This is a genomic window from Lysobacter sp. ESA13C (genome assembly GCF_019970005.1).
GTDB lineage: Bacteria > Pseudomonadota > Gammaproteobacteria > Xanthomonadales > Xanthomonadaceae > Lysobacter > Lysobacter antibioticus_B.
Genome location: NZ_JAHXYK010000002.1, coordinates 17,197 through 35,547, shown reverse-complemented (window position 1 = coordinate 35,547; position 18,351 = coordinate 17,197). Strand labels below are relative to the sequence as shown.

Annotated in this window: 11 protein-coding genes; 4 read left to right on the top strand and 7 right to left on the bottom strand. The window is 66.8% G+C overall.

Going from position 1 to position 18,351, the window contains the following annotated elements:
• Positions 1-127: 127 nt before the first annotated feature.
• The 5 genes from LC490_RS03405 to LC490_RS03385 all read right to left on the bottom strand — a co-directional run bounded on the left by LC490_RS03405 (position 128) and on the right by LC490_RS03385 (position 9,419).
• Positions 128-598, bottom strand: a complete 471-nt coding sequence (locus tag LC490_RS03405) for an avidin/streptavidin family protein (RefSeq protein ID WP_161786125.1) — start codon at positions 596-598, stop codon at positions 128-130.
• 528 nt (positions 599-1,126) lie between these two features.
• Positions 1,127-2,455 carry a DEAD/DEAH box helicase gene (locus tag LC490_RS03400; protein ID WP_031372480.1) on the bottom strand — a complete coding sequence of 443 codons (1,329 nt, stop codon included), beginning with the start codon at positions 2,453-2,455 and terminating at the stop codon, positions 1,127-1,129.
• Between the two features lie 1,384 nt (positions 2,456-3,839).
• Entirely contained in the window at positions 3,840-7,409 is a 3,570-nt protein-coding gene (locus LC490_RS03395; RefSeq protein ID WP_223619606.1) for a M1 family aminopeptidase, read from the bottom strand.
• 13 nt (positions 7,410-7,422) lie between these two features.
• Positions 7,423-8,319, bottom strand: coding sequence for an ABC transporter ATP-binding protein (locus tag LC490_RS03390; RefSeq protein WP_031374085.1), 897 nt, complete (start codon positions 8,317-8,319; stop codon positions 7,423-7,425).
• A 161-nt stretch (positions 8,320-8,480) separates the two neighbouring features.
• Positions 8,481-9,419 carry an AraC family transcriptional regulator gene (locus tag LC490_RS03385; RefSeq protein ID WP_161786167.1) on the bottom strand — a complete coding sequence of 313 codons (939 nt, stop codon included), beginning with the start codon at positions 9,417-9,419 and terminating at the stop codon, positions 8,481-8,483.
• A 110-nt stretch (positions 9,420-9,529) separates the two neighbouring features.
• On the opposite strand from LC490_RS03385, the gene LC490_RS03380 reads away from it, so the two are divergent.
• The 3 genes from LC490_RS03380 to LC490_RS03370 all read left to right on the top strand — a co-directional run bounded on the left by LC490_RS03380 (position 9,530) and on the right by LC490_RS03370 (position 11,942).
• Entirely contained in the window at positions 9,530-10,303 is a 774-nt protein-coding gene (locus LC490_RS03380; RefSeq protein ID WP_031374083.1) for an SDR family oxidoreductase, read from the top strand.
• 129 nt (positions 10,304-10,432) lie between these two features.
• Positions 10,433-10,705 carry a hypothetical protein gene (locus LC490_RS03375; RefSeq protein ID WP_031374082.1) on the top strand — a complete coding sequence of 91 codons (273 nt, stop codon included), beginning with the start codon at positions 10,433-10,435 and terminating at the stop codon, positions 10,703-10,705.
• Positions 10,706-10,733: 28 nt separating this feature from the next.
• A complete protein-coding gene (locus LC490_RS03370; protein WP_223619312.1) occupies positions 10,734-11,942 on the top strand; it encodes a low temperature requirement protein A in 1,209 nt (402 codons plus the stop codon).
• A 357-nt stretch (positions 11,943-12,299) separates the two neighbouring features.
• Here the strand turns inward: LC490_RS03370 and LC490_RS03365 are convergent, their stop codons facing one another.
• Positions 12,300-12,635 (bottom strand): hypothetical protein, encoded by a 336-nt coding sequence (locus tag LC490_RS03365; RefSeq protein WP_223619311.1) that lies wholly within the window; start codon positions 12,633-12,635, stop codon positions 12,300-12,302.
• Positions 12,636-13,282: 647 nt separating this feature from the next.
• Between LC490_RS03365 and LC490_RS24500 the strand changes: the two genes are divergently transcribed.
• Positions 13,283-15,661: a GEVED domain-containing protein gene (locus LC490_RS24500; protein WP_305067574.1), complete on the top strand. Its 2,379-nt coding sequence runs from the start codon at positions 13,283-13,285 to the stop codon at positions 15,659-15,661.
• Between the two features lie 252 nt (positions 15,662-15,913).
• Here the strand turns inward: LC490_RS24500 and LC490_RS03350 are convergent, their stop codons facing one another.
• A complete protein-coding gene (locus LC490_RS03350) occupies positions 15,914-18,244 on the bottom strand; it encodes a GEVED domain-containing protein (protein WP_223619310.1) in 2,331 nt (776 codons plus the stop codon).
• Positions 18,245-18,351: the final 107 nt, after the last annotated feature.

Below are 18,351 nucleotides of genomic sequence, written 5' to 3'. Positions count from 1 at the left end.
TCCGAGCCGACGACGCCTGTCGTCATCGCAATGACAACACACACGACAACCCTCACGCCCCCTCTTTGGAAGGGGGCTGGGGAATTTGCTCCTGCCTTCCACACCCACCGACTTCGGCGAGCCGCCACTACATCGAAGTAAAGGTGTCGGCGCCCGCGAGGATATGGTCCCAGTCGAACTGCGAGTTCGGCCGCGACAGATGCCACAGCGTGCGCAAGCCGGCACCCGCGGCCGAATCGGTGCACGTGCCGGTCCACGCGGTGATGCTGCCGATCTGGCCCCAGCGCACGCTGAAGGCGATGGTGACCGCATTGTTCGCGCCCGGCGCCGGCGGCGCCGAATTGACCCAACCGACCAGCGGATAGAAACCGGGCGCGCCGCCGTTGGTGCGGTACTGGCCCTGGATCGCGCCGGTGCTCGGGTTGAACGAGGTGATCCTCATCTCCGAACCCATCTGGTTGCGCCACGAACCCACCGGGTTGCCGCAACGCACCGCTGCCGCCGCGTCGGCTGCTTCCTTCTGCGGTTTCTTCGCCGACACGCTGCCGCTGACCGCGAACAAGCCGAGAAGAACGAGAACTGCTCCTGCACGTTCCATGTTGCCTCCTGTCATAAGGCGGCGAGAGCGCCGCGATTTTCAAGCGATGTCGAATCGCATCGACGAATCCCGAGCCGATCTTCGAGTGCGATGGCGTCGAAGCGTTCGCGTATGCAATCGCGGCGCACTCAGGCGGCCGTTGCCGTGCGGAATGTTCGACGCGATGTCCGGCGAAGTGTCCGCTGCTTGAACCCGGCCGAACCAGACGGCCGGCGGACCACCGCGATCGCACGCCCGCTTCGCTCGCATCGAACGCGAACCACCGGCGGGCTGCTACTACGCTCGCTAACCCGCATACCGCTCAAACCGCGACTGCGCACACGCTTCGTCGCGGCGAGGCTGAACGACGAAACTCATCGCGCGTATCCACGCGCAAATCAGTCCGACAACGTGATGCGCGTCGCGGATCGACGGCGTGCGTATCGGTGCCGACGCACTGCGGCGAGGCTTCGCCATCGCCCATAACGAAAAGGGCCGGCAATGCCGGCCCTTTCGATTCATCGATGACGAACCCGCTAAGCGGATCGATCAACCGGCGTTGCGGTCGCGGCGCTGGCCCGGCTGCGCGCCTGCGCCGCCGCGATGCTGCTTCGGACCGGCATGCGCGTGACGCGGGGCCGGCTTGCCGTGCGGACGATGCGCCGGCTTGCGCGGTCCGTTGTTGCCGCGGTTGTTGCCGCCCGGGCTGCGCGCGCCCGGCGCATCCGAACCCATGCGGATCGGACGCGACGGCTCGTAGCCGGGCACCGTCACCATCTCGATGTCGTCCTTGAGGATGCGCTGGATCTGGCGCAGCAGGCCGCCTTCGTCCGGCGAAACCAACGACAGCGCTTCGCCCGTCGCGCCGTTGCGGCCGGTGCGGCCGATGCGGTGCACGTAGTCTTCGGCGACCATCGGCAGATCGAAGTTGATCACCAGCGGCAGGCTCGGGATGTCGAGACCGCGCGCGGCGACGTCGGTGGCGACCAGCACGCGGGCCTTGTTCGCCTTGAAGTCGCGCAGGGCTTTCTGGCGCTGGGCCTGGCTCTTGTTGCCGTGGATCGCGACCGACTTGAGGCCGGCTTCTTCCAACTGCTCGGCCAGGCGATTGCAACCGTGCTTGGTGCGGCCGAACACGATCACCTGATCGTTCGGACGCTTGGCCAGGATGTCGATCAGCAAATCGCGCTTGCGGCCGCCGTCGACCGGATGCACGCGATGGGTGATGGCTTCGGCGACCAGGCTGTTGGCGGCGATCTGCACCTGCTGCGGATTACGCATGAACTCCAGCGCAAGCTGCTTGATCTGGGTTTCGAACGTGGCCGAGAACAACAGCGTCTGGCGCGACTGCGGCAGGCGGCCGAGGATGCGCTTGATCGCCGGCAGGAAGCCCATGTCGAGCATGCGGTCGGCTTCGTCCATGATCAGCATCTCGACGCCGTCGAGCTTGGCGCTGCCGCGCTCGAGGTGGTCGATCAGGCGGCCCGGGGTGGCGACGAGCACGTCGACGCCGCGGCGCAGCGCATCGAGCTGCGGGCCCATGCCGGCGCCGCCGAAGATGGCGTGGATGTTGAGGCGCAGATACTTGGCGTAACCGCGCAGGCTGTCGCTGACCTGCAGCGCCAATTCGCGCGTCGGCGCGAGGATCAGCACGCGCGGCTTGCGCTGGGTGTTGCCCTGGGTGGTGGCGAGGCGGTGCAGCAGCGGCAGGCCGAAGGCCGCCGTCTTGCCGGTACCGGTCTGAGCGCCGCCGAGCAGGTCGTGGCCGGCCAGCGCGAGCGGAATCGCTTCGCTCTGGATCGGCGTCGGGGTGGTGTAGTTCTGTTCGGAAAGCGCGCGCAGCAACGCGGGCGCAAGCCCAAGCGATTCAAACGTCATGTTGGAACTCCAGTGGTTCGCGATGCGGCCTCGCCCGGCGCCCGTCGAAACGGGCGCACGATCGAGACGATCGCGTGATGACCCCAGCGTTCCCTTGAACCGCGCTGCGAGTATCTGATTTGACGGCGCCGGATGCTCCGGGCCGTGTCTGCGCTACGAAAGACGTGCGGGATAAAAAGTCGCGCCGGCGAATCCGAGAACTCGGTGCGGGGCGACAGGCAACCTGGGAAACGTACCCTTGCGGGGAGGCAGCCGTGCGCTGAACGGGGCGAACTCTACTCGAAAGCCCGTGAAACCGCCAGCTGGGTTCCACGGTGGGTGTCAGCGGGCGGTCATATGGTGGGGGGCGGAGGCCTTGTCCTGGGTGGGTTTGGGGTGGTCGGGGCGGTCGGGGTTGGGTCGGGGCTCGGCATGAGAAGGCCTGGGCCGTCTGCGGGGTTCGGGAGATTGGGGCCGTGGGCCGCGTCCATTTTGAGTTGCGTTCAGCCCGGATCGACACCTGAAGTTGCATTTTGGCGGCCGTTTCCTGGCTGAGCACCCCCAACCCCTATTCGGTGATCGAGGCGCCGCGAGGCCGCGGCAACGCGGTCGCGGCTTGCGCCGCTCCTACCCAAGAACACGACGCCCCTTGCCCCCGCCCCCGCCCCCGCCGTTGCCGTTGCCGTTGCCGTTGCCGTTGCCGTTGCCGTTGCCGTTGCCGTTGCCGTTGCCGTTGCCGTTGCCGAGATTTTGATCTGCTTTGTTGCTTTGCCGCTTTGCCGCTTTGTTGCTTTACCGGTGAAGTGGAGACCCGGAGGGCGGCGCACAGGACGTGCGCCGTTTTTCGATAGGACAAGGATGTCCTATCGGAAAATCCCGGCGACAGCATCGCACTCGTGGCCTGTGCCCTTGCAAGGAGAGCCCTTTTCTTTGGTTACCTTTCTTTTGGGCTTAGCAAAAGAAAGTAACCCGGCCGCGTAGCGGACGGAAGCTCTGCACTTGCTTGAAGGCTGCGCCGGAGGCCGCCAGGGCGTGGTCGCGACTTACGTCGCTCCTACAGGGGGCAGACTTCGCACTTGCCTGTCGCTTTGCAGAAGCAAGATCAAACGCTAAGAGCTTCCGCCACTAAAGCGGCGGGTAACTTTCTTTTGTCTAAAGCAACAAAAGAAAGTCACCAAAGAAAAATGCTTTTTCTTTGAATCACAGGCCCGCACGAGCGGTGCATCCGCAGGGATTTTTCATACGGGACATCCCTGTCCCGATGAAAAACGGCCCGCATACATGCGGGCCGCCCTCCGGGTCTTCTATTGCCTTCGCTAGTGCGAATCGGCGCACAGCAACAACTAGAGCAAGGGCAACTGCAACAACCGCGTCAACAACAACGGCCGTGGCCCTCGCCCATCGCCTACAACCGTTGGCGATTGTCAGCCGACACCCGGTCGATCAACTTGTTGTAAGGATCGAACCCCACCTCATACGGCGCCTCGCCGACCACCACCTTGATCGTCGATTCCCCCTCGGTGATCCGGCGACGCTCCAGCAGCAGCGGTTTCTCGTCGGCTTCCTCGCCCGAGGGCCCGCGCGCGAATACGCCGATCTCGATCCAGTCGTCGAGCCGCGCCGGGCTTTCCTTGCCCTTGCCGTCGACATAGACCTTGCCGGCGTGCAATTGCATGGTCACTTCGTACTTGCCGTCGGCACGCTTGTTCGTGTTCGCGCTCACCACCCGGTTGTCGTAGAAGGTGATCTTCTCGAACAGGTCGGTGATCAGCGCCTGCTGCTCGGGCTTGGCTTCGGCGCGCAGATAGTCCAACAATTCCGCCGAAGTGGTGTACGGCGGTTGCTGGAAGCCCTTGTCCTGCAGGAAACGTTTCAGGGCGCGGTTGACCGCCGCCTCGCCCAGGTCTTCGCGCAGGCGATAGAACACCAGCGAGCCTTTGCGGTAGTGCACATAGGGCTGGTTCTCGACCCGGTACAAGGGCAGTTCCTCGACCCGCTCGGCGCTGCGCTCGGACAGGTAGTTGTCCAGTTCGTACTTGAGGAAGCGGCGCATCTTGGCGCGGCCGTAAGCCTTCTCCATCACCATCAACGCCGAGTACTGCGACAAGGATTCCGACAGCATCGTCGAACCCTGCAGGTCGGCGCCGATCACCTGGTGCGCCCACCACTGGTGCGCGACTTCGTGCGCGGTCACGTAGAACACGTAGTCGATGGCGCTGGTGTCGCGCAGGTCGGCGATGAAGCCGATCGATTCGGAGAACGGAATCGTGTTGGCGAAGCTCTGGGCGAAACGGGCGTAGCCGGGGAACTCGATGATGCGCACCTGGCGATGCTGGTACGGGGTGAACTGGGCCTGGAAGTAGTCCAGCGATTGTTTGACGCCGTCGATCATGCGGTCGACGTTGTAGGCGTGTTTCGGATCGTAATAGACCTCGACCGGGATGCCGCCGTGTTCGGCGCGCTTGACCTGCCACTTCGCCGACAGATAGGCGTAGAACGGCAGCATCGGCTGGTCCATCGCATAGTCGAAGCAACGGCGCCCGTCGCGGCGGTATTCGCGTTTGAGATAACCCGGCGCCAGCGCGATCTGGTCGGGCGCGGTGCAGACCGTGGTCTTGAAGTCGATCCAGTCAGCATCGCCGCCGATGTAGTGGTTGCCGCGCGCCGCCTTATCTTCGAGCTTGGCCATGCGCTGCACCTCGGCGACGCCGCGCTTGCGACGCTCGTTGCGGTCGGCGAGCTGGCGGTTCTCGTTGTAGCCGAAGTGCGGGAAGGCCGCGGAGTTGAAGAAGCTGCCGTTGGCGACGATGGCCTTGTTGTCGGGCTCGTTGCCGAAACCCCGCTGCGCATACGACTGGGCGAAACGCAGTTCGCGCTGTTCGCCGGGCTGCATCGGCCGGTCGAGCTGGTAGATGCGATAACCCAGGCGCTCGTCGTCGTGGCTCAGCTTGGCGCCGCCGAACTCCAGGGCGGTGATGCGCTGCTCGGGATCGACGGTGATGTGGAACTCGCTGATCGGCTGCGCATGCGGGTTGGCGATGCGGTAGCGGCCCTTGCTGGACACGCTCAAGGTTTCCGGATGCAGGTCGACGTCGACCTCGACGGCGAGGATGCGCGGCTGGGCCAGGCCCTTGTACTTGCGGTACTCCTTCTCGTAACGCACCTGCTCGTCCATCGCCACGTCCGAGGGCACGTAGCGGTTGAGCAGGTTAGTGTTCCAGAAGATATAGCTGCCGGCGCCGACCCAGGCCACGGCGAACCCGGCCAGGACGAGGCCGGGCGCGCCGCGCAGGCGGTTGCGCGCCAGGGCGAGGCGATCGCGCAGGCTCGGCGACACGCCGCGCACCCAGAACGCCGCGGCGAGGGTCAGCAAGGCTGCGACGAACAAGCCCCAGTACGCCTGGAACCACAGGCGTGCGCCGAGGAACTGGCCGTAACCGTTCATGTCCGAATACGGCGCTTCGGAGGCGCGGCTGAAGTTGTACAGGTTGTGCTCGAAGTGCAGCAGACCGAAGACGGACTGCAGCACCACGACCAGGATCAGCGCGCCGTAGCCGATGAACTTGTTGTTGGTCAGGACCTGCAGCACCAGGGCCAGGCCGCCCATCAGCACGAAGGGAACCGAATCGAGCAACAAGGCCTTGGCGTACAGCAGCGGTTCGAGCTCGCGATAGCCCTTGGCGAGCTGGTAGCCGATCGCGCCGAGGCTGCCGATGCCCTGGAAGATCAGCACCACCAACACCAGGGTCGCGGCCTTGCTCAACAGTGGCACCCAGTTCGGCACCGGCATGGCATCGGTGACCTCGGCCAGCTTCACCCCGCGTTCCTTGAACACCAGGTCGCCGGCGTAGAACATCACGATGAACACGACCATGAAGCCGAAGGTGTCCTGCAGCGCGCCGATCATCACCGAGGTGGTCGGATAGGTTTCGGTGCCGAACAGGCTGCGCATGGCGCCGGCGCTGCCGAGCAGGTTCGCGACCGCGAACGCCAGCATGATCAGGAACGGCACGCTCTTGAGCACGCCGACGGTATCGAAGCGCAAAGCATGCAGGAACTGGGCGACGGCGGTGCCGGTACCGAAGGCGGGCTGCACCCGCGGCGCGACCACGGTCGACGGCGTCTTCGCCACCGGCGCGAAGCGCTTTTTGCGCCGGAACCAGCCCTTGCCGGTGGCGGTGCGCTGCGGTTTGAACAGGGCGAAGGCGGTCGCCGCCAGCGCCAGGCCGATGCTGCTCCAGACCAGCCGATTGGCCAGCAGGAAACGGTCGAGGCTCGGGATCGCGGTATTGAGTTCAGCCGAAGACCAGTAACGCAGGGTACGGCGCAACGCGGTGATCCCGAACGGATCCATCATCACCGCCAGCCACTCGTTGTCGAGGTCGGTGGCCAGGCCTCGGCCGAGGCGGTACAAGATGAAGAACGCGATCACCCCGAGGTAGACCACCAGCAGGTTGCGCGCGGTCACCGCGAGCAAGGCCAGCAGCGCGCCGATGAACAACAGGTTCGGCAGTACCACCACGCACAGGCCCCACAGATACGGCATCAGCGAGAACGGCCCGAGCCGCTCCGGGTCTATCCATGGCATCAGCGGCGCGATCATCAGGCCGGCGACGACCATCGCGAACACTAACAGGCAGGCGACCAGGGCGGCGGAGAAACGGCCGATCAGGAAGTCGCGCTTGCGCATCGGGCTGGAGAAAAACAGGTCGGCGGTGCCGAGCTCGAAGTCGCGCAGCAGCGCGGCGGCGATGAAGCTGGCGATGGCGAACAGGCCGAGCAGGCTGAAATAGCTCAGCGCCATGATCACGGTGGACGGCGCATTGCGGTTGACGTTGCCGATGGCACCGCCGATCTGCACCGCGTCGGAACTGGTCATCGCGAAGGCGAGCAGCCCGAACAACAGGGAAATAAGCCACAACAGCGGCGCGCGCAGCTGTTGGCGCAACTCGAAACGGAAGAATTCGGCGATCATCATGGCGCCCCGCTCAAGCCGCGACGCGCGCGTGCTGGCGCAGGCGCTGGAAATACACGTCTTCCAGGTCCGGCGCCACCGGCTCGAAGCCCTCCTCCGGGCGGTCCTTGCTGAACACGTGGATCACCGGCTGGCCGGCGACCAGGCGCGTCGACAACACCGTGTAACGGGTTTCGTAGCTGGCCAAGGTGGCCTTGGTGACCTGCTTGCGCCACACCTGGTTGGCCACGGCGGCGATCGCCGCGTTCGGCTCGCCGGTCAGCAAGACCTTGCCCTTGTTGACGATGGCCATGGTCGGGCAGAGGTCGGTCACATCCTCGACGATGTGGGTGGACAGGATCACCGCGACGTTCTCGCCGATCTCGGCCAACAGATTAAGGAAACGATTGCGTTCCTCGGGGTCGAGGCCGGCGGTGGGTTCGTCGACGATGACCAGGCGCGGGTCGCCGAGCAGGGCCTGGGCGATGCCGAAGCGCTGGCGCATGCCGCCGGAAAAGGTGCCGAGCTTCTGCTTGCGCGCGTTCCACAGGTTGACCTGATGCAGCAGGCCGTCGACCACCTCGCGCCGTTGTTTGCGCTGGGTCAGGCCCTTGAGCACGGCGAAATGTTCGAGCAGGTCCTCGGCGCTGACCTTCGGATAGACGCCGAAGTCCTGCGGCAGGTAGCCCAATTGCCGCCGCACCGTGTCCTTGTCGCGCAACACGTCGATCGGGCGGCCGTCGGCGCCCTCGAGCGTGGCGCTGCCGGCATCGGCCTCCTGCAGGGTCGCCAGGGTGCGCATCAGCGAGGACTTGCCGGCGCCGTTCGGGCCGAGCAGGCCGAACATGCCGCGCGGGATATCCAGCGAGATACCGTCCAGCGCACGCACGCCGTTGGCATAGGTCTTGGTGAGGTCGCGAATGGTGAGCATCGATGGGTCCCGTGCGGAGGGAGGACGGCGCGGCGCGGATCGCCGGGCCTTTCCTGACAGGATCGATGCTAGCGGCCGCGGCGCTTACACCCATGGGCGTTTCGTCGTCATGACCGATGGCAGGGGCGGCGAACTGTGGCGCGGCCCGCGGGCGCGCCGGCCTAGCGGGACTGCAGGCGATAGTCGCGCGGCGCCAGGCCGTAGCGCTTCTTGAACGCCATCGACAGATGGCTGTGGCTGGCGAAACCGGTCTCCAACGCGATGGTGGCGATGTCCTCGTCGCTGTCGCGCAGGCGCAGGCAGACCCGGCGCAGGCGTTCGCCGAGCACGTACTGGATCGGGGTCGCGCCGAAGGCGGCGCGGAACGCGACCAGCAGCCGGTGCACGCTGAGTCCGGCGATCGCCGCGAGTGCGGACAGCCGGATCGGCTGGTCCAACTGCGCCTGAATGTAGTCCTCGATCCGCTGCCGTTGCGCCGGTTGCAGGCGCGGCGCGGTCGCGGCCACTACGGCGGGCCTGCGGCCGTACTCGCGCAACAAATGCAGGCCCAAGGCCTGGCCCAAGGCTTCGCGCAGCATCGCCGCCAGGTCGTCGCCCTGGTCGCAGAGTGCGGCCAGGCGCGCGGCCAGGCCGTGCACGAAGGGATCGCGCTGCTTCATGCGCGCGGCGAGGTCGGCGGCGCCATCGCGGCAGGGACCGAAGCGGGCCGGATCGATCGTGAGCTCGGCGTAGGCGATCTCGCCGCCTAGCGCCTCGCCCTGATAGCGGCGGCCGGCCGGGATCAGCCACAGATCGCCGGCCGCGGGCGGCAGGCGCAAACGCCCGACGCCTTCGATCCGCGTGTCCAGGCGCCGCATCGAACCGTCGAGATGGACGATCAGGGTATGGCGGTCGTGCTGCAGGCGCCATTGCGTCGGCTCGGCGATGCTCTCCGAGGCGAAGGCGAATTCCAGGCCCGGCGCCAGGGTCAGCTCGCGATTGAACGAGAGCCGGCGCACGCCGAGCCAGTCGCGCACCGCGGCCGCGCCCAGCGCGGACTCGCCGCGAGCGGAGGCATCGGCCGCCACGGTCGGCGGAGAAATTGAAAGCGGCTCGGACATCGTGGAAGCGCAACGGACGTGGGGCGAGCTAAACATGATTCCGATCACATTCGCGTCAACGTCCGCGGCGGCCCCCGCCCCGCTCCTTCAGCCCAACGGAGTCCCTCCCCATGCCCGATCGTTCCCTCCACGGCAAGGCCGTCGTCATCGGCGGCGGCGCCAAGAACCTCGGCGGCCTGATCTCGCGCGAGCTCGCCCTGGGCGGCGCCGCCGGCATCGCCGTCCACTACAACAGCGACGCCACCCGCACCGCCGCCGAGGACACCGTCGCCGCCTTGCGCAGCGCCGGCGCCGACGCCTTCGCCCACCAGGGCGACCTGACCCGGCCCGACGAGGTCGAAAAGCTGTTCGACGCGGCCAAGGCGCGCTTCGGCAAGATCGACATCGCCGTCAATACCACCGGCATGGTCATCAAGAAGCCGCTGGTCGAGGTGAGCGAGACCGAGTACGACCGCATGTTCGCGGTCAATTCCAAGGCCGCGTTCTTCTTCATCCAGCAGGCCGGCAAGCAGCTCGCCGACGACGGCAACGTCTGCACCATCGTCAGCTCGCTGCTGGCCGCATACACGCCGTTCTACGCGGTGTACCCGGGCAGCAAGGCGCCGATCGAGCACTTCACCCGCGCCGCCTCCAAGGAGTTCGGCGAACGCGGCATCTCGGTCAACGCGATCGGCCCGGGACCGATGGACACGCCGTTCTTCTACCCGGCCGAGTCCAAGGAATCGGCGGCCTACCACGCCACCGCGGCGGCGCTGAGCAGCCGCACCCAAAGCGGCCTGACCGAGATCCGCGATATCGCCCCGCTGGTGAAATTCCTGGTCACCGACGGCTGGTGGATCACCGGCCAAACCATCTTCGCCAATGGCGGCTACACCACCCGCTGAGCGATGCGGCGACCGCCTGCACGTCGCCTGCACGCGCCGCCGCCAACCATGGGCCGACCACGCCCTGCCGGGCGCCTGCGCGGCGGCGGCGACAGGGGCGCGAACGGCGGCACTCACAAGGGAGACGCGATGCATACGGTGATGGTGATACTCGGCGGTCTGGTCCTGTTGGCGCTGTGCCTGCTGGCCGCGCGCTTGCTCGGCGGCCCGGGCCCCGGGCCGCTGCTGACCGCGTTGAAGCTGTTCCTGCCGCTGTGGTTCATCGGCGCGGCGATCAACCTGTGGATCGGCGTGGCGCGCGCGGGCTACAGCGTCGCCGAGGAGTTGCCGATCTTCCTGGCGGTGTTCGGCGGGCCGGCCGCGGTCGCGCTGTTGCTATGGTGGAGGCTGTCGCGCGGCTAAGCTGCACGGCCGAATCGCAGATGCCGCCATGACTCCCGCCCGCACCACCCTCCTGCGCATCCGCGAAGGCCACGCCAAGGTCGGCTTCAGCGAACTGTTCTTCGACCTGGTGTTCGTGTTCGCGATCACCCAGTTGTCCCACACTCTGCTCGAAAACCTCACCGCGGTCGGCGCGCTGCGCACCGGCCTGCTGTTCCTGGGGGTGTGGTGGCTGTGGATCTTCACCTCCTGGGTCACCAACTGGCTCGACCCGGACAAGGTGCCGGTGCGGCTGATGATCTTCGCCCTGATGTTCGGCGGCCTGCTGCTGTCGTCGTCGCTGCCGCAGGCCTTTGCCGAACGCGGTCTCGCTTACGGCATCGTGTTCGCGGCGATGCAGGTCGGGCGCACCGCGTTCATGCTGTGGGCGCTGCGCGGCGGGCGCAGCCCGGGCAATTTCCGCAATTTCGTGCGTATTTTGATCTGGTTGTCGCTGTCGGCGGTGTTCTGGGTGCTCGGCGGCCTGGCCGAACCGGAGTCGCGGATCGCCTGGTGGCTGGTCGCGGTGGCGATCGAATACCTCGGCCCCCTCGCCTACTTCCGCGTGCCCGGCCTGGGCCGTTCCTCGCTGTCGGACTGGGACGTCGAAGGCGCGCATCTGTCCGAGCGCTGCGGCTTGTTCATCATCATCGCCCTGGGCGAATCCATCCTGATTACCGGCGCCACCTTCGCCAAACTCGAATGGAACCCAACCGCGGTGGCCGCGTTCTGCATCGCCTTCCTCGGCAGCGTGGCGATGTGGTGGATCTACTTCGACAGCGGCGCCGAGCGCGCGACCCACCGCATGCTGCAGCAGACCGACCAGACCCGGCAGGCCCGCCAGGCGCGCAACGCCTACACCTACCTGCACCTGCTGATCGTCGGCGGGATCGTGGTGTGCGCGGTCGCCGACGAACTGGTGCTGGTCCATCCCGACCACGCCGACGGCGCCGGCATCGCCGCGATCATCGGCGGACCGGCGCTGTACCTGCTGGGTTGCGCCTTGTTCAAGTGGGTCACCAACACCCGTCGCTTCCCGCCGTTCTCGCATTGCGTCGGCCTGCTGATGCTGGCCGCCTTGGCCTTCGCGAGCGCGCCACTGCATCTGTCGCCGTTGACCCTGGGTGCGGCGACCAGCGCGGTGTTGATGATCGTCGCGGGCTGGGAAACCGTCGCCCTGCGGCGGGAGCCGCGGCCAGCGGCTCCGGCTATGCATTGATCGGGTGCGGCCTGTCGGCGCCTTGGTGCGCGTGATGGGCATGATGGCCGGGCGGAAGAATCCATCCCTTGTAGGAGCGGCGTGAGCCGCGACCACGGGACGCGCAGGACCAACAACGCCAAATGCCACACATCGAAGCGGCGTATTTTTGCGCGGGGTAGGAGCGGCGCGAGCCGCGACCGCGTCGTTTCGGTCTCGCGGCGCCTCGCTCAAGCAAGATCAGGATCAGGATCAGGATCAAACGATAAAAGCTTCCGCCACTAAAGCGGCGGGTAACTTTCTTTTGTCTAAAGCAACAAAAGTCCGTCTGGATTCCCTTCGGTCAAAAGTCATCAAAGAAGTTGCTTTTGCTTTGAATCACAGGCCCGCACGAGCGGTGCCTCCGCAGGAATTTTTCATACGGGACATCCCTGTCCCGATGAAAAACGGCGCGCATCCCTGCGCGCCGCCCTCCGGGTCTTCGATGGCCTTCGCGAGTATGAGATGGCGCACGGCAACCGTTGCCTGCAGCGACGACGGTTCAAAGGGTAGGAGCGGCCGCGACCACGCAGCCACGATCGCCGGCGCCGGTACCTGTAGATTCGCGGTCGCGGCTTGCGCCGCTTCTACCCTAAGAGCGCGGCAACCGTTGCCGTTGCCGTTGCCGTTGCCGTTGCCGTGGGAGCTTGGCTCAGTGCCGAACTTGCGATGCAACCGTAGACCCGGAGGGCGGCGCACAGGACGTGCGCCGTTTTTCGATAGGACAAGGATGTCCTATCGAAAAATCCCGGCGTAGGCATCGCACTCGTGGCCTGTGCCCTTGCAAGGAAAGCCCTTTTCTTTGGTTACCTTTTTTTTGGGCCAGCAAAAGAAAGTAACCCGGCCGCGTCAGCGGACGGAAGCTTTAGATGTTGGATGTTGCTTCACCGCTCTGCGGCGAGAAACGCAGCAACCGCCAGTTGCGCGGTCGCGGCTTGTGACCAAAGGAAATCCAGTAGGCCGCCGCTCCTACCCTCGCGAAAACACGCCGCGTCGATGCATGGCACCGGCGCGGTCGGTTCTGCGCGTCCCGTGGCCGCGGCTCACGCCGCTCCTACCGGGGCTCCGACCGGCAGCGCCGCGAGGTCGAGGCGCTGCGGTCGCCGCGCCCCATGCGGCCGCTCTACGCCAAACGTCCGCGATTCCGGCCACGCTCGCGCCATACGGATGTTTTGCGCAAAGACCGTACAAAAGCTTTGACTTCGTCGCCGCGTACGGATAATTTGCGCCGGCCAGTGTGACTTGAGTCACACATATGGCGAGAACCGGTCCCCGATCGACTCGGGTGCCGGTTCTTCAGCGATGACCATCCAGGGGACCGTATGCGAAGTCAGCAAAACACCGTGCCGCACCCGCGGCTCGGCGAGCACGCTTATGCCATCGTTTTCGCTGCCGGCCAGGATGGCGCGACCTTTTCTCCGCTCGGGCGCCCGGCTATCGACCCGCCGCGGCGCCTCTTCGTTCCACGTGCGCTGGCTTGGCTGCCGGCCCTGCTGGTCCTGGGCAGCGCCCTGCCGGTGTCGGCGTCGGAACAGAACGACGCCATCGACACCGGCTTGAACCGCGCGAGCTATGCCTCGCTGCTGACGGTGACCGCCGTCAGCAACGGCGGCACGCCGGGCACGACTTCGACCGGCATCGGCGCGGCCACGTTCGACGGCAATCCGCCTACCGCCTACGACCCGCGCATCAACCTCAGCTCGAACACCTTCAACTTCATGACGCCCTCGCCCTCGGGCACCACGGTCAACGTGGTGGGCGGCGGACAGGAAGCCGCTGGCACGCTGACCTTCAACTTCAGCCGTCCGGTGGTCAACCCGCGCTTCCACTTCGCCCGCCTCGGCGGCACCGGCGGCAGCGCGCTCAACAGCACGACCTTCCTCACCGCCACCGGCGGCGCGACCTGGACGGTGATCGGCGGGGCGTTGTCGACGACCCTGGGCAACACACGCCTGCGCGCTTCCTCGGCCGCGCCCTCGGTGGCCTGCACCGATCCGGCCTCGACCTCGGGCTGCGGCACCGCCCAGCTCAACGGCACCTTCACTTCGGCCGCACTCAACATCGGCCTCGGCAACCCGACGGCGCTCACCGGCACCGTGTCGCCGGACGCCTATGGCGTGAACATCACCGTCGACGAAGATTTCAGCGATGCGCCGACCAGCTACGGCATGGCCGGCCACGTCAATTCGGGCCTCACCCTCGGCGCCAGCCTGACGATCGACCCGACCCTGCCGTTGACGATTCCCAACGGCACCGCCTACATCGCCACGCCGCCGGCAACCAGCCCGCGCGCCAGCACCAACGCCGCCGGCGACACCGACAATGCCTTCGCCTCCTTGCCGATCGTCGGCGTCGGCACGTACAGCCTGTCGGTGCCGGTGGCCGGTTTTCAGACTGTCTCAGGCGCCTCGCCGCAGTTGTGCGGCTGGATCGACTTCAACCGCAACGGCACGTTCGAAACCGGCGAGCGCGCCTGCGCCGGCGTCACCGGCAACGGCAACGTGGCCTTGAACTGGACGATCCCGACCGGCGCGACCTATGTCGCCGGCGAAAGCTATGCGCGCCTGCGCCTGGGTTACACGACGTCGCAAGTTCAGAACGCGACCGGCCTGGCCGACAGCGGCGAGGTCGAGGATTACCCGATCACCCTGCTGCCGCGCGTGCGCCTGACCAAAGCCTTGGTACCGACTTCGGATCCGGGCCTGTTCAATCTCTCGGTGGCGCCGGCGTCGGCGACCGCGGTGCAGACCAACACCGGCGCCGTGTCCAACGTCGGCAACGGCGGCACCACCGACTGGGTGCCGGTGCCGTTCGGCACGCTCATCACCGTCAGCGAGACCGCCGGCACCGGTACCAGCCTCAGCAACTACACCTCCAGCATCGCCTGCACCGACCGCTCCGGCGCCGCCGTGACACTTGGCGCCGCCGGTACCACCCGCACCTTCTTCAGCCTGATCAGCGCACCGGTCGGGCCGCCGACCACGCCGAACAGCGCCAACGCCAATCTCAGCGAGATCAGTTGCACTGCGACCAATGCGCGGCTGCCCACCTTGCAGGTGGTCAAGGTCACCCAGAACGGCGTCGGCACGTTTTCGTTCAGCGGTACGAACGGCATCGCCAATCACGACATCACCACCGTCACCGCCGGCACCGGCGTGGCCGGCCCGGTGCAGTTGCTGACCGCCGCGAGCACCGTCACCACGGTGACCGAAGCGCCGCTGCCGGTCGGCTATCTGCTCGGCGGCATTTCCTGCAGCGGGCTCGGTGCAGGCGGTAACGCAACCGTCGACCTGCCGAACCGCAGCGTGAGCCTCGATGCCGCGGCGACTGCGGCCGGCAGCGCCATCGTCTGCACCTTCACCAATATCGCCCAGGTCGCGGATCTGGCCATCACCAAGACCAACACACCGCTGGCCGGCGACAGCGACCAAGCCAACGACACCTTGGTGCGCGGTGCGAGCACGCAATACAGCTTGCGCGTCATCAACAACGGGCCGGTGTCGGTGACCGGTGCGGTGGTGCGCGATACGCCCGGTGCGGGACTCAATTGCCCGAGCGGCAACGTGGTGAGCTGCAGCAGCGTGCCCGCCGGCGCCTGCCCGGGCCCGATCCTGATGAGCGACCTGACCGCGGGCGTACCGCTGGGCACGCTGTCGGTCGGCACGGTCGCGACCCTGACGTTTTCGTGCACCGTGCTATGACGGCGCGGCGGAACCACTTCCGCCCCGCCCGCTAGATTTCCCCGCTGGATTTGCGGTCGCAGGGCCAGCTCGCACGATCGGTTCGGCCCTGCGATCGTCGGCCACGGTGGTTCTGCCGGCTCCATCTTTCGCTATCGCTATCGCTATCGCTATCGCGCAGCGCTATCGCTGCGAACCTCATGACCGTACCTGACCGGACCCGCCGCGCGGTCCGGTCAGCGGTTTCGCGCACCGCCCGCTGCGCCGACCCGCTTACGGCACGGTGCACGAGAAGCTGAGCATCACCACTGCGCCCAGCGGCAGGGTGCCCAGCGCCACACCGGCGGTCAGATCGCTGATCAGAATCGGACTCGGAGCGGCCGGGCACGCGCCGGCGGTGGCACTGCTGCAGCTCACCACGTTGCCTGCCGGGCAGTTCAAGCCACTGACCGGCGTGTCCTGAACGATGGCACCCGTGACCGACACCGGCCCGTTGTTGATGACGCGCAGGGTGTATTGCGTGGTGGCGCCGCGCACCACGGTGTCGTTGGCCTGGTCGCTGTCGCCGGCCAAGGGCGTGTTGGTCTTGGTGATGGCCAGATCCGCGACCTGGGCGATGTTGGTGAAGGTGCAGACGATGGCGCTGCCGGCTACGGTCGCCGCGGCATCGAGGCTCACGCTGCGGTTCGGCAGGTCGACGGTTGCGTTGCCGCCTGCCCCGAGTCCGCTGCAGGAAATGCCGCCGAGCAGATAACCGGCCGGCAGCGGCGCTTCGCTGACCGTGGTCGCGGTGCTCGCGGCGGTCAGCAACTGCACCGGGCCGGCCACGCCGGTGCCGGCGGTGACGGTGGTGATGTCGTGATTGGCGATGCCGTTGCTGCCGCTGAACGAAAACGTGCCGACGCCGTTCTGGGTGACCTTGACCACCTGCAAGGTGGGCAGCCGCGCATTGGTCGCGGTGCAACTGATCTCGCTGAGGTTGGCGTTGGCGCTGTTCGGCGTGGTCGGCGGCCCGACCGGTGCGCTGACCATGCTGGAGAAGGTGCGGGTGGTCCCGGCGGCGCCGAGCGTGACCGCGGCGCCGGAGCGGTCGGTACAGGCGATGCTCGAGGTGTAGTTGCTCAGGCTGGTGCCGGTGCCGGCGGTTTCGCTGACGGTGATGAGCGTGCCGAGCGGCACCGGCACCCAGTCGGTGGTGCCGCCGTTGCCGACATTCGCGACCGTGCCGCTGTTGGTCTGCACCGCGGTCGCCGACGCCGGCGCCACCGAGAGGTTGAACAGGCCCGGATCCGAAGTCGGCACCAAGGCTTTGGTCAGGCGCACGCGCGGCAGCAGGGTGATCGGGTAATCCTCGACCTCGCCGCTGTCGGCCAGGCCGGTCGCGTTCTGAACTTGCGACGTCGTGTAACCCAGGCGCAGGCGCGCATAGCTTTCGCCGGCGACATAGGTCGCGCCGGTCGGGATCGTCCAGTTCAAGGCCACGTTGCCGTTGCCGGTGACGCCGGCGCAGGCGCGCTCGCCGGTTTCGAAGGTGCCGTTGCGGTTGAAATCGATCCAGCCGCACAACTGCGGCGAGGCCCCTGAGACAGTCTGGAAGCCGGCCACCGGCACCGACAGGCTGTACGTGCCGACGCCCACGATCGGCAAGGAGGCGAAGGCATTGTCGGTGTCGCCGGCGGCGTTGGTGCTGGCGCGCGGGCTGGTCGCGGGTGCCGGCGTGATATAGGCCGTGCCGTTCGGAATCGTCAACGGCAGGGTCGGGTCGATGGTCAGGCTGGCGCCGAGGGTAAGGCCCGAATTGACGTGGCCGGCCATGCCGTAGCTGGTCGGCGCATCGCTGAAATCTTCGTCCACGGTGATCGTAACCGTGTAGCCATCCGCGCCCAGATCGCCGGGCGTCGCCGCAGTGGGGTTGCCGATGCCGATCCCGAGCGGGATGGAAGTGAACGTGCCGTTGAGTTGCGCGGTGCCGCAACCCGAGGTGGTCGCCGGGTCGCCGCAAGCGACCGTGGGCGTATTGGACGAACCGCGCAAACGCGTATTGGCGAGCGTGGTGGTCAACAAACCGCCGATCACGGTCCAGGTCGACCCCGCGGGCGCGGTCATGAAGGTCGAGGAAAAACCAGCGCCGGCGCCGGTGCCGCCGAGGCGGGCGAAATGGAAGCGCGGGTTGACCACCGGACGGCTGAAGCTATAGGTCAGCGTACCCATGGCCTGTTGCCCGCCTGCAGCCACGACGACCAGGGTGCCCGGGGTAAGGAAATTGAAGGTCTCGGAAACCAGGTCGATGCGCGGATCGTAGGCGGTGGGGGGATTGCCGCCGAAAGACAGTCCGCCTGCGGTGATCGAGGTAGACGACGTCCCGGGCACGCCGCCGCCGGTCGCGGCGGTCAGCACCAGTCCGGAGATATAGGTCGTCTGGGTGCCCGTCGCCGCATCGACATCGGGGTTCTGTTCCGAAGCCAGCGCCGGTCCGGCCGCGGCTGCACCGACGATGGCAGCCGCCAGTGCGGCTCGAAGGCAGGCGATGCGGTTCCCGGCATACCGGAATCCCGGATTCGAGCTCGCCTGGCCCGGATTGCGCACGCGCAAACGGTTCCCCATCGCTCCCCCTGTCCCATCCGTGCCCGACAGCTGTGCCCGCTCTGCGAGTGGCACGTCCTAATAGAACATCAAGCACAACCCAGTGGAAACTAAGCGCATGCAAGCTG

Excerpts from the sequence above, each read along its gene's own strand:
- LC490_RS03370 (WP_223619312.1), top strand. The coding sequence starts at position 10,734 with ATGACTCCCGCCCGCACCACCCTCCTGCGCATCCGCGAAGGCCACGCC.
- LC490_RS03380 (WP_031374083.1), top strand. The coding sequence starts at position 9,530 with ATGCCCGATCGTTCCCTCCACGGCAAGGCCGTCGTCATCGGCGGCGGC.
- LC490_RS24500 (WP_305067574.1), top strand. The coding sequence starts at position 13,283 with ATGCGAAGTCAGCAAAACACCGTGCCGCACCCGCGGCTCGGCGAGCAC.
- LC490_RS03350 (WP_223619310.1), bottom strand. The coding sequence starts at position 18,244 with ATGGGGAACCGTTTGCGCGTGCGCAATCCGGGCCAGGCGAGCTCGAAT.
- LC490_RS03375 (WP_031374082.1), top strand. The coding sequence starts at position 10,433 with ATGCATACGGTGATGGTGATACTCGGCGGTCTGGTCCTGTTGGCGCTG.
- LC490_RS03390 (WP_031374085.1), bottom strand. The coding sequence starts at position 8,319 with ATGCTCACCATTCGCGACCTCACCAAGACCTATGCCAACGGCGTGCGT.
- LC490_RS03405 (WP_161786125.1), bottom strand. The coding sequence starts at position 598 with ATGGAACGTGCAGGAGCAGTTCTCGTTCTTCTCGGCTTGTTCGCGGTC.
- LC490_RS03395 (WP_223619606.1), bottom strand. The coding sequence starts at position 7,409 with ATGATCGCCGAATTCTTCCGTTTCGAGTTGCGCCAACAGCTGCGCGCG.
- LC490_RS03385 (WP_161786167.1), bottom strand. The coding sequence starts at position 9,419 with ATGTCCGAGCCGCTTTCAATTTCTCCGCCGACCGTGGCGGCCGATGCC.
- LC490_RS03400 (WP_031372480.1), bottom strand. The coding sequence starts at position 2,455 with ATGACGTTTGAATCGCTTGGGCTTGCGCCCGCGTTGCTGCGCGCGCTT.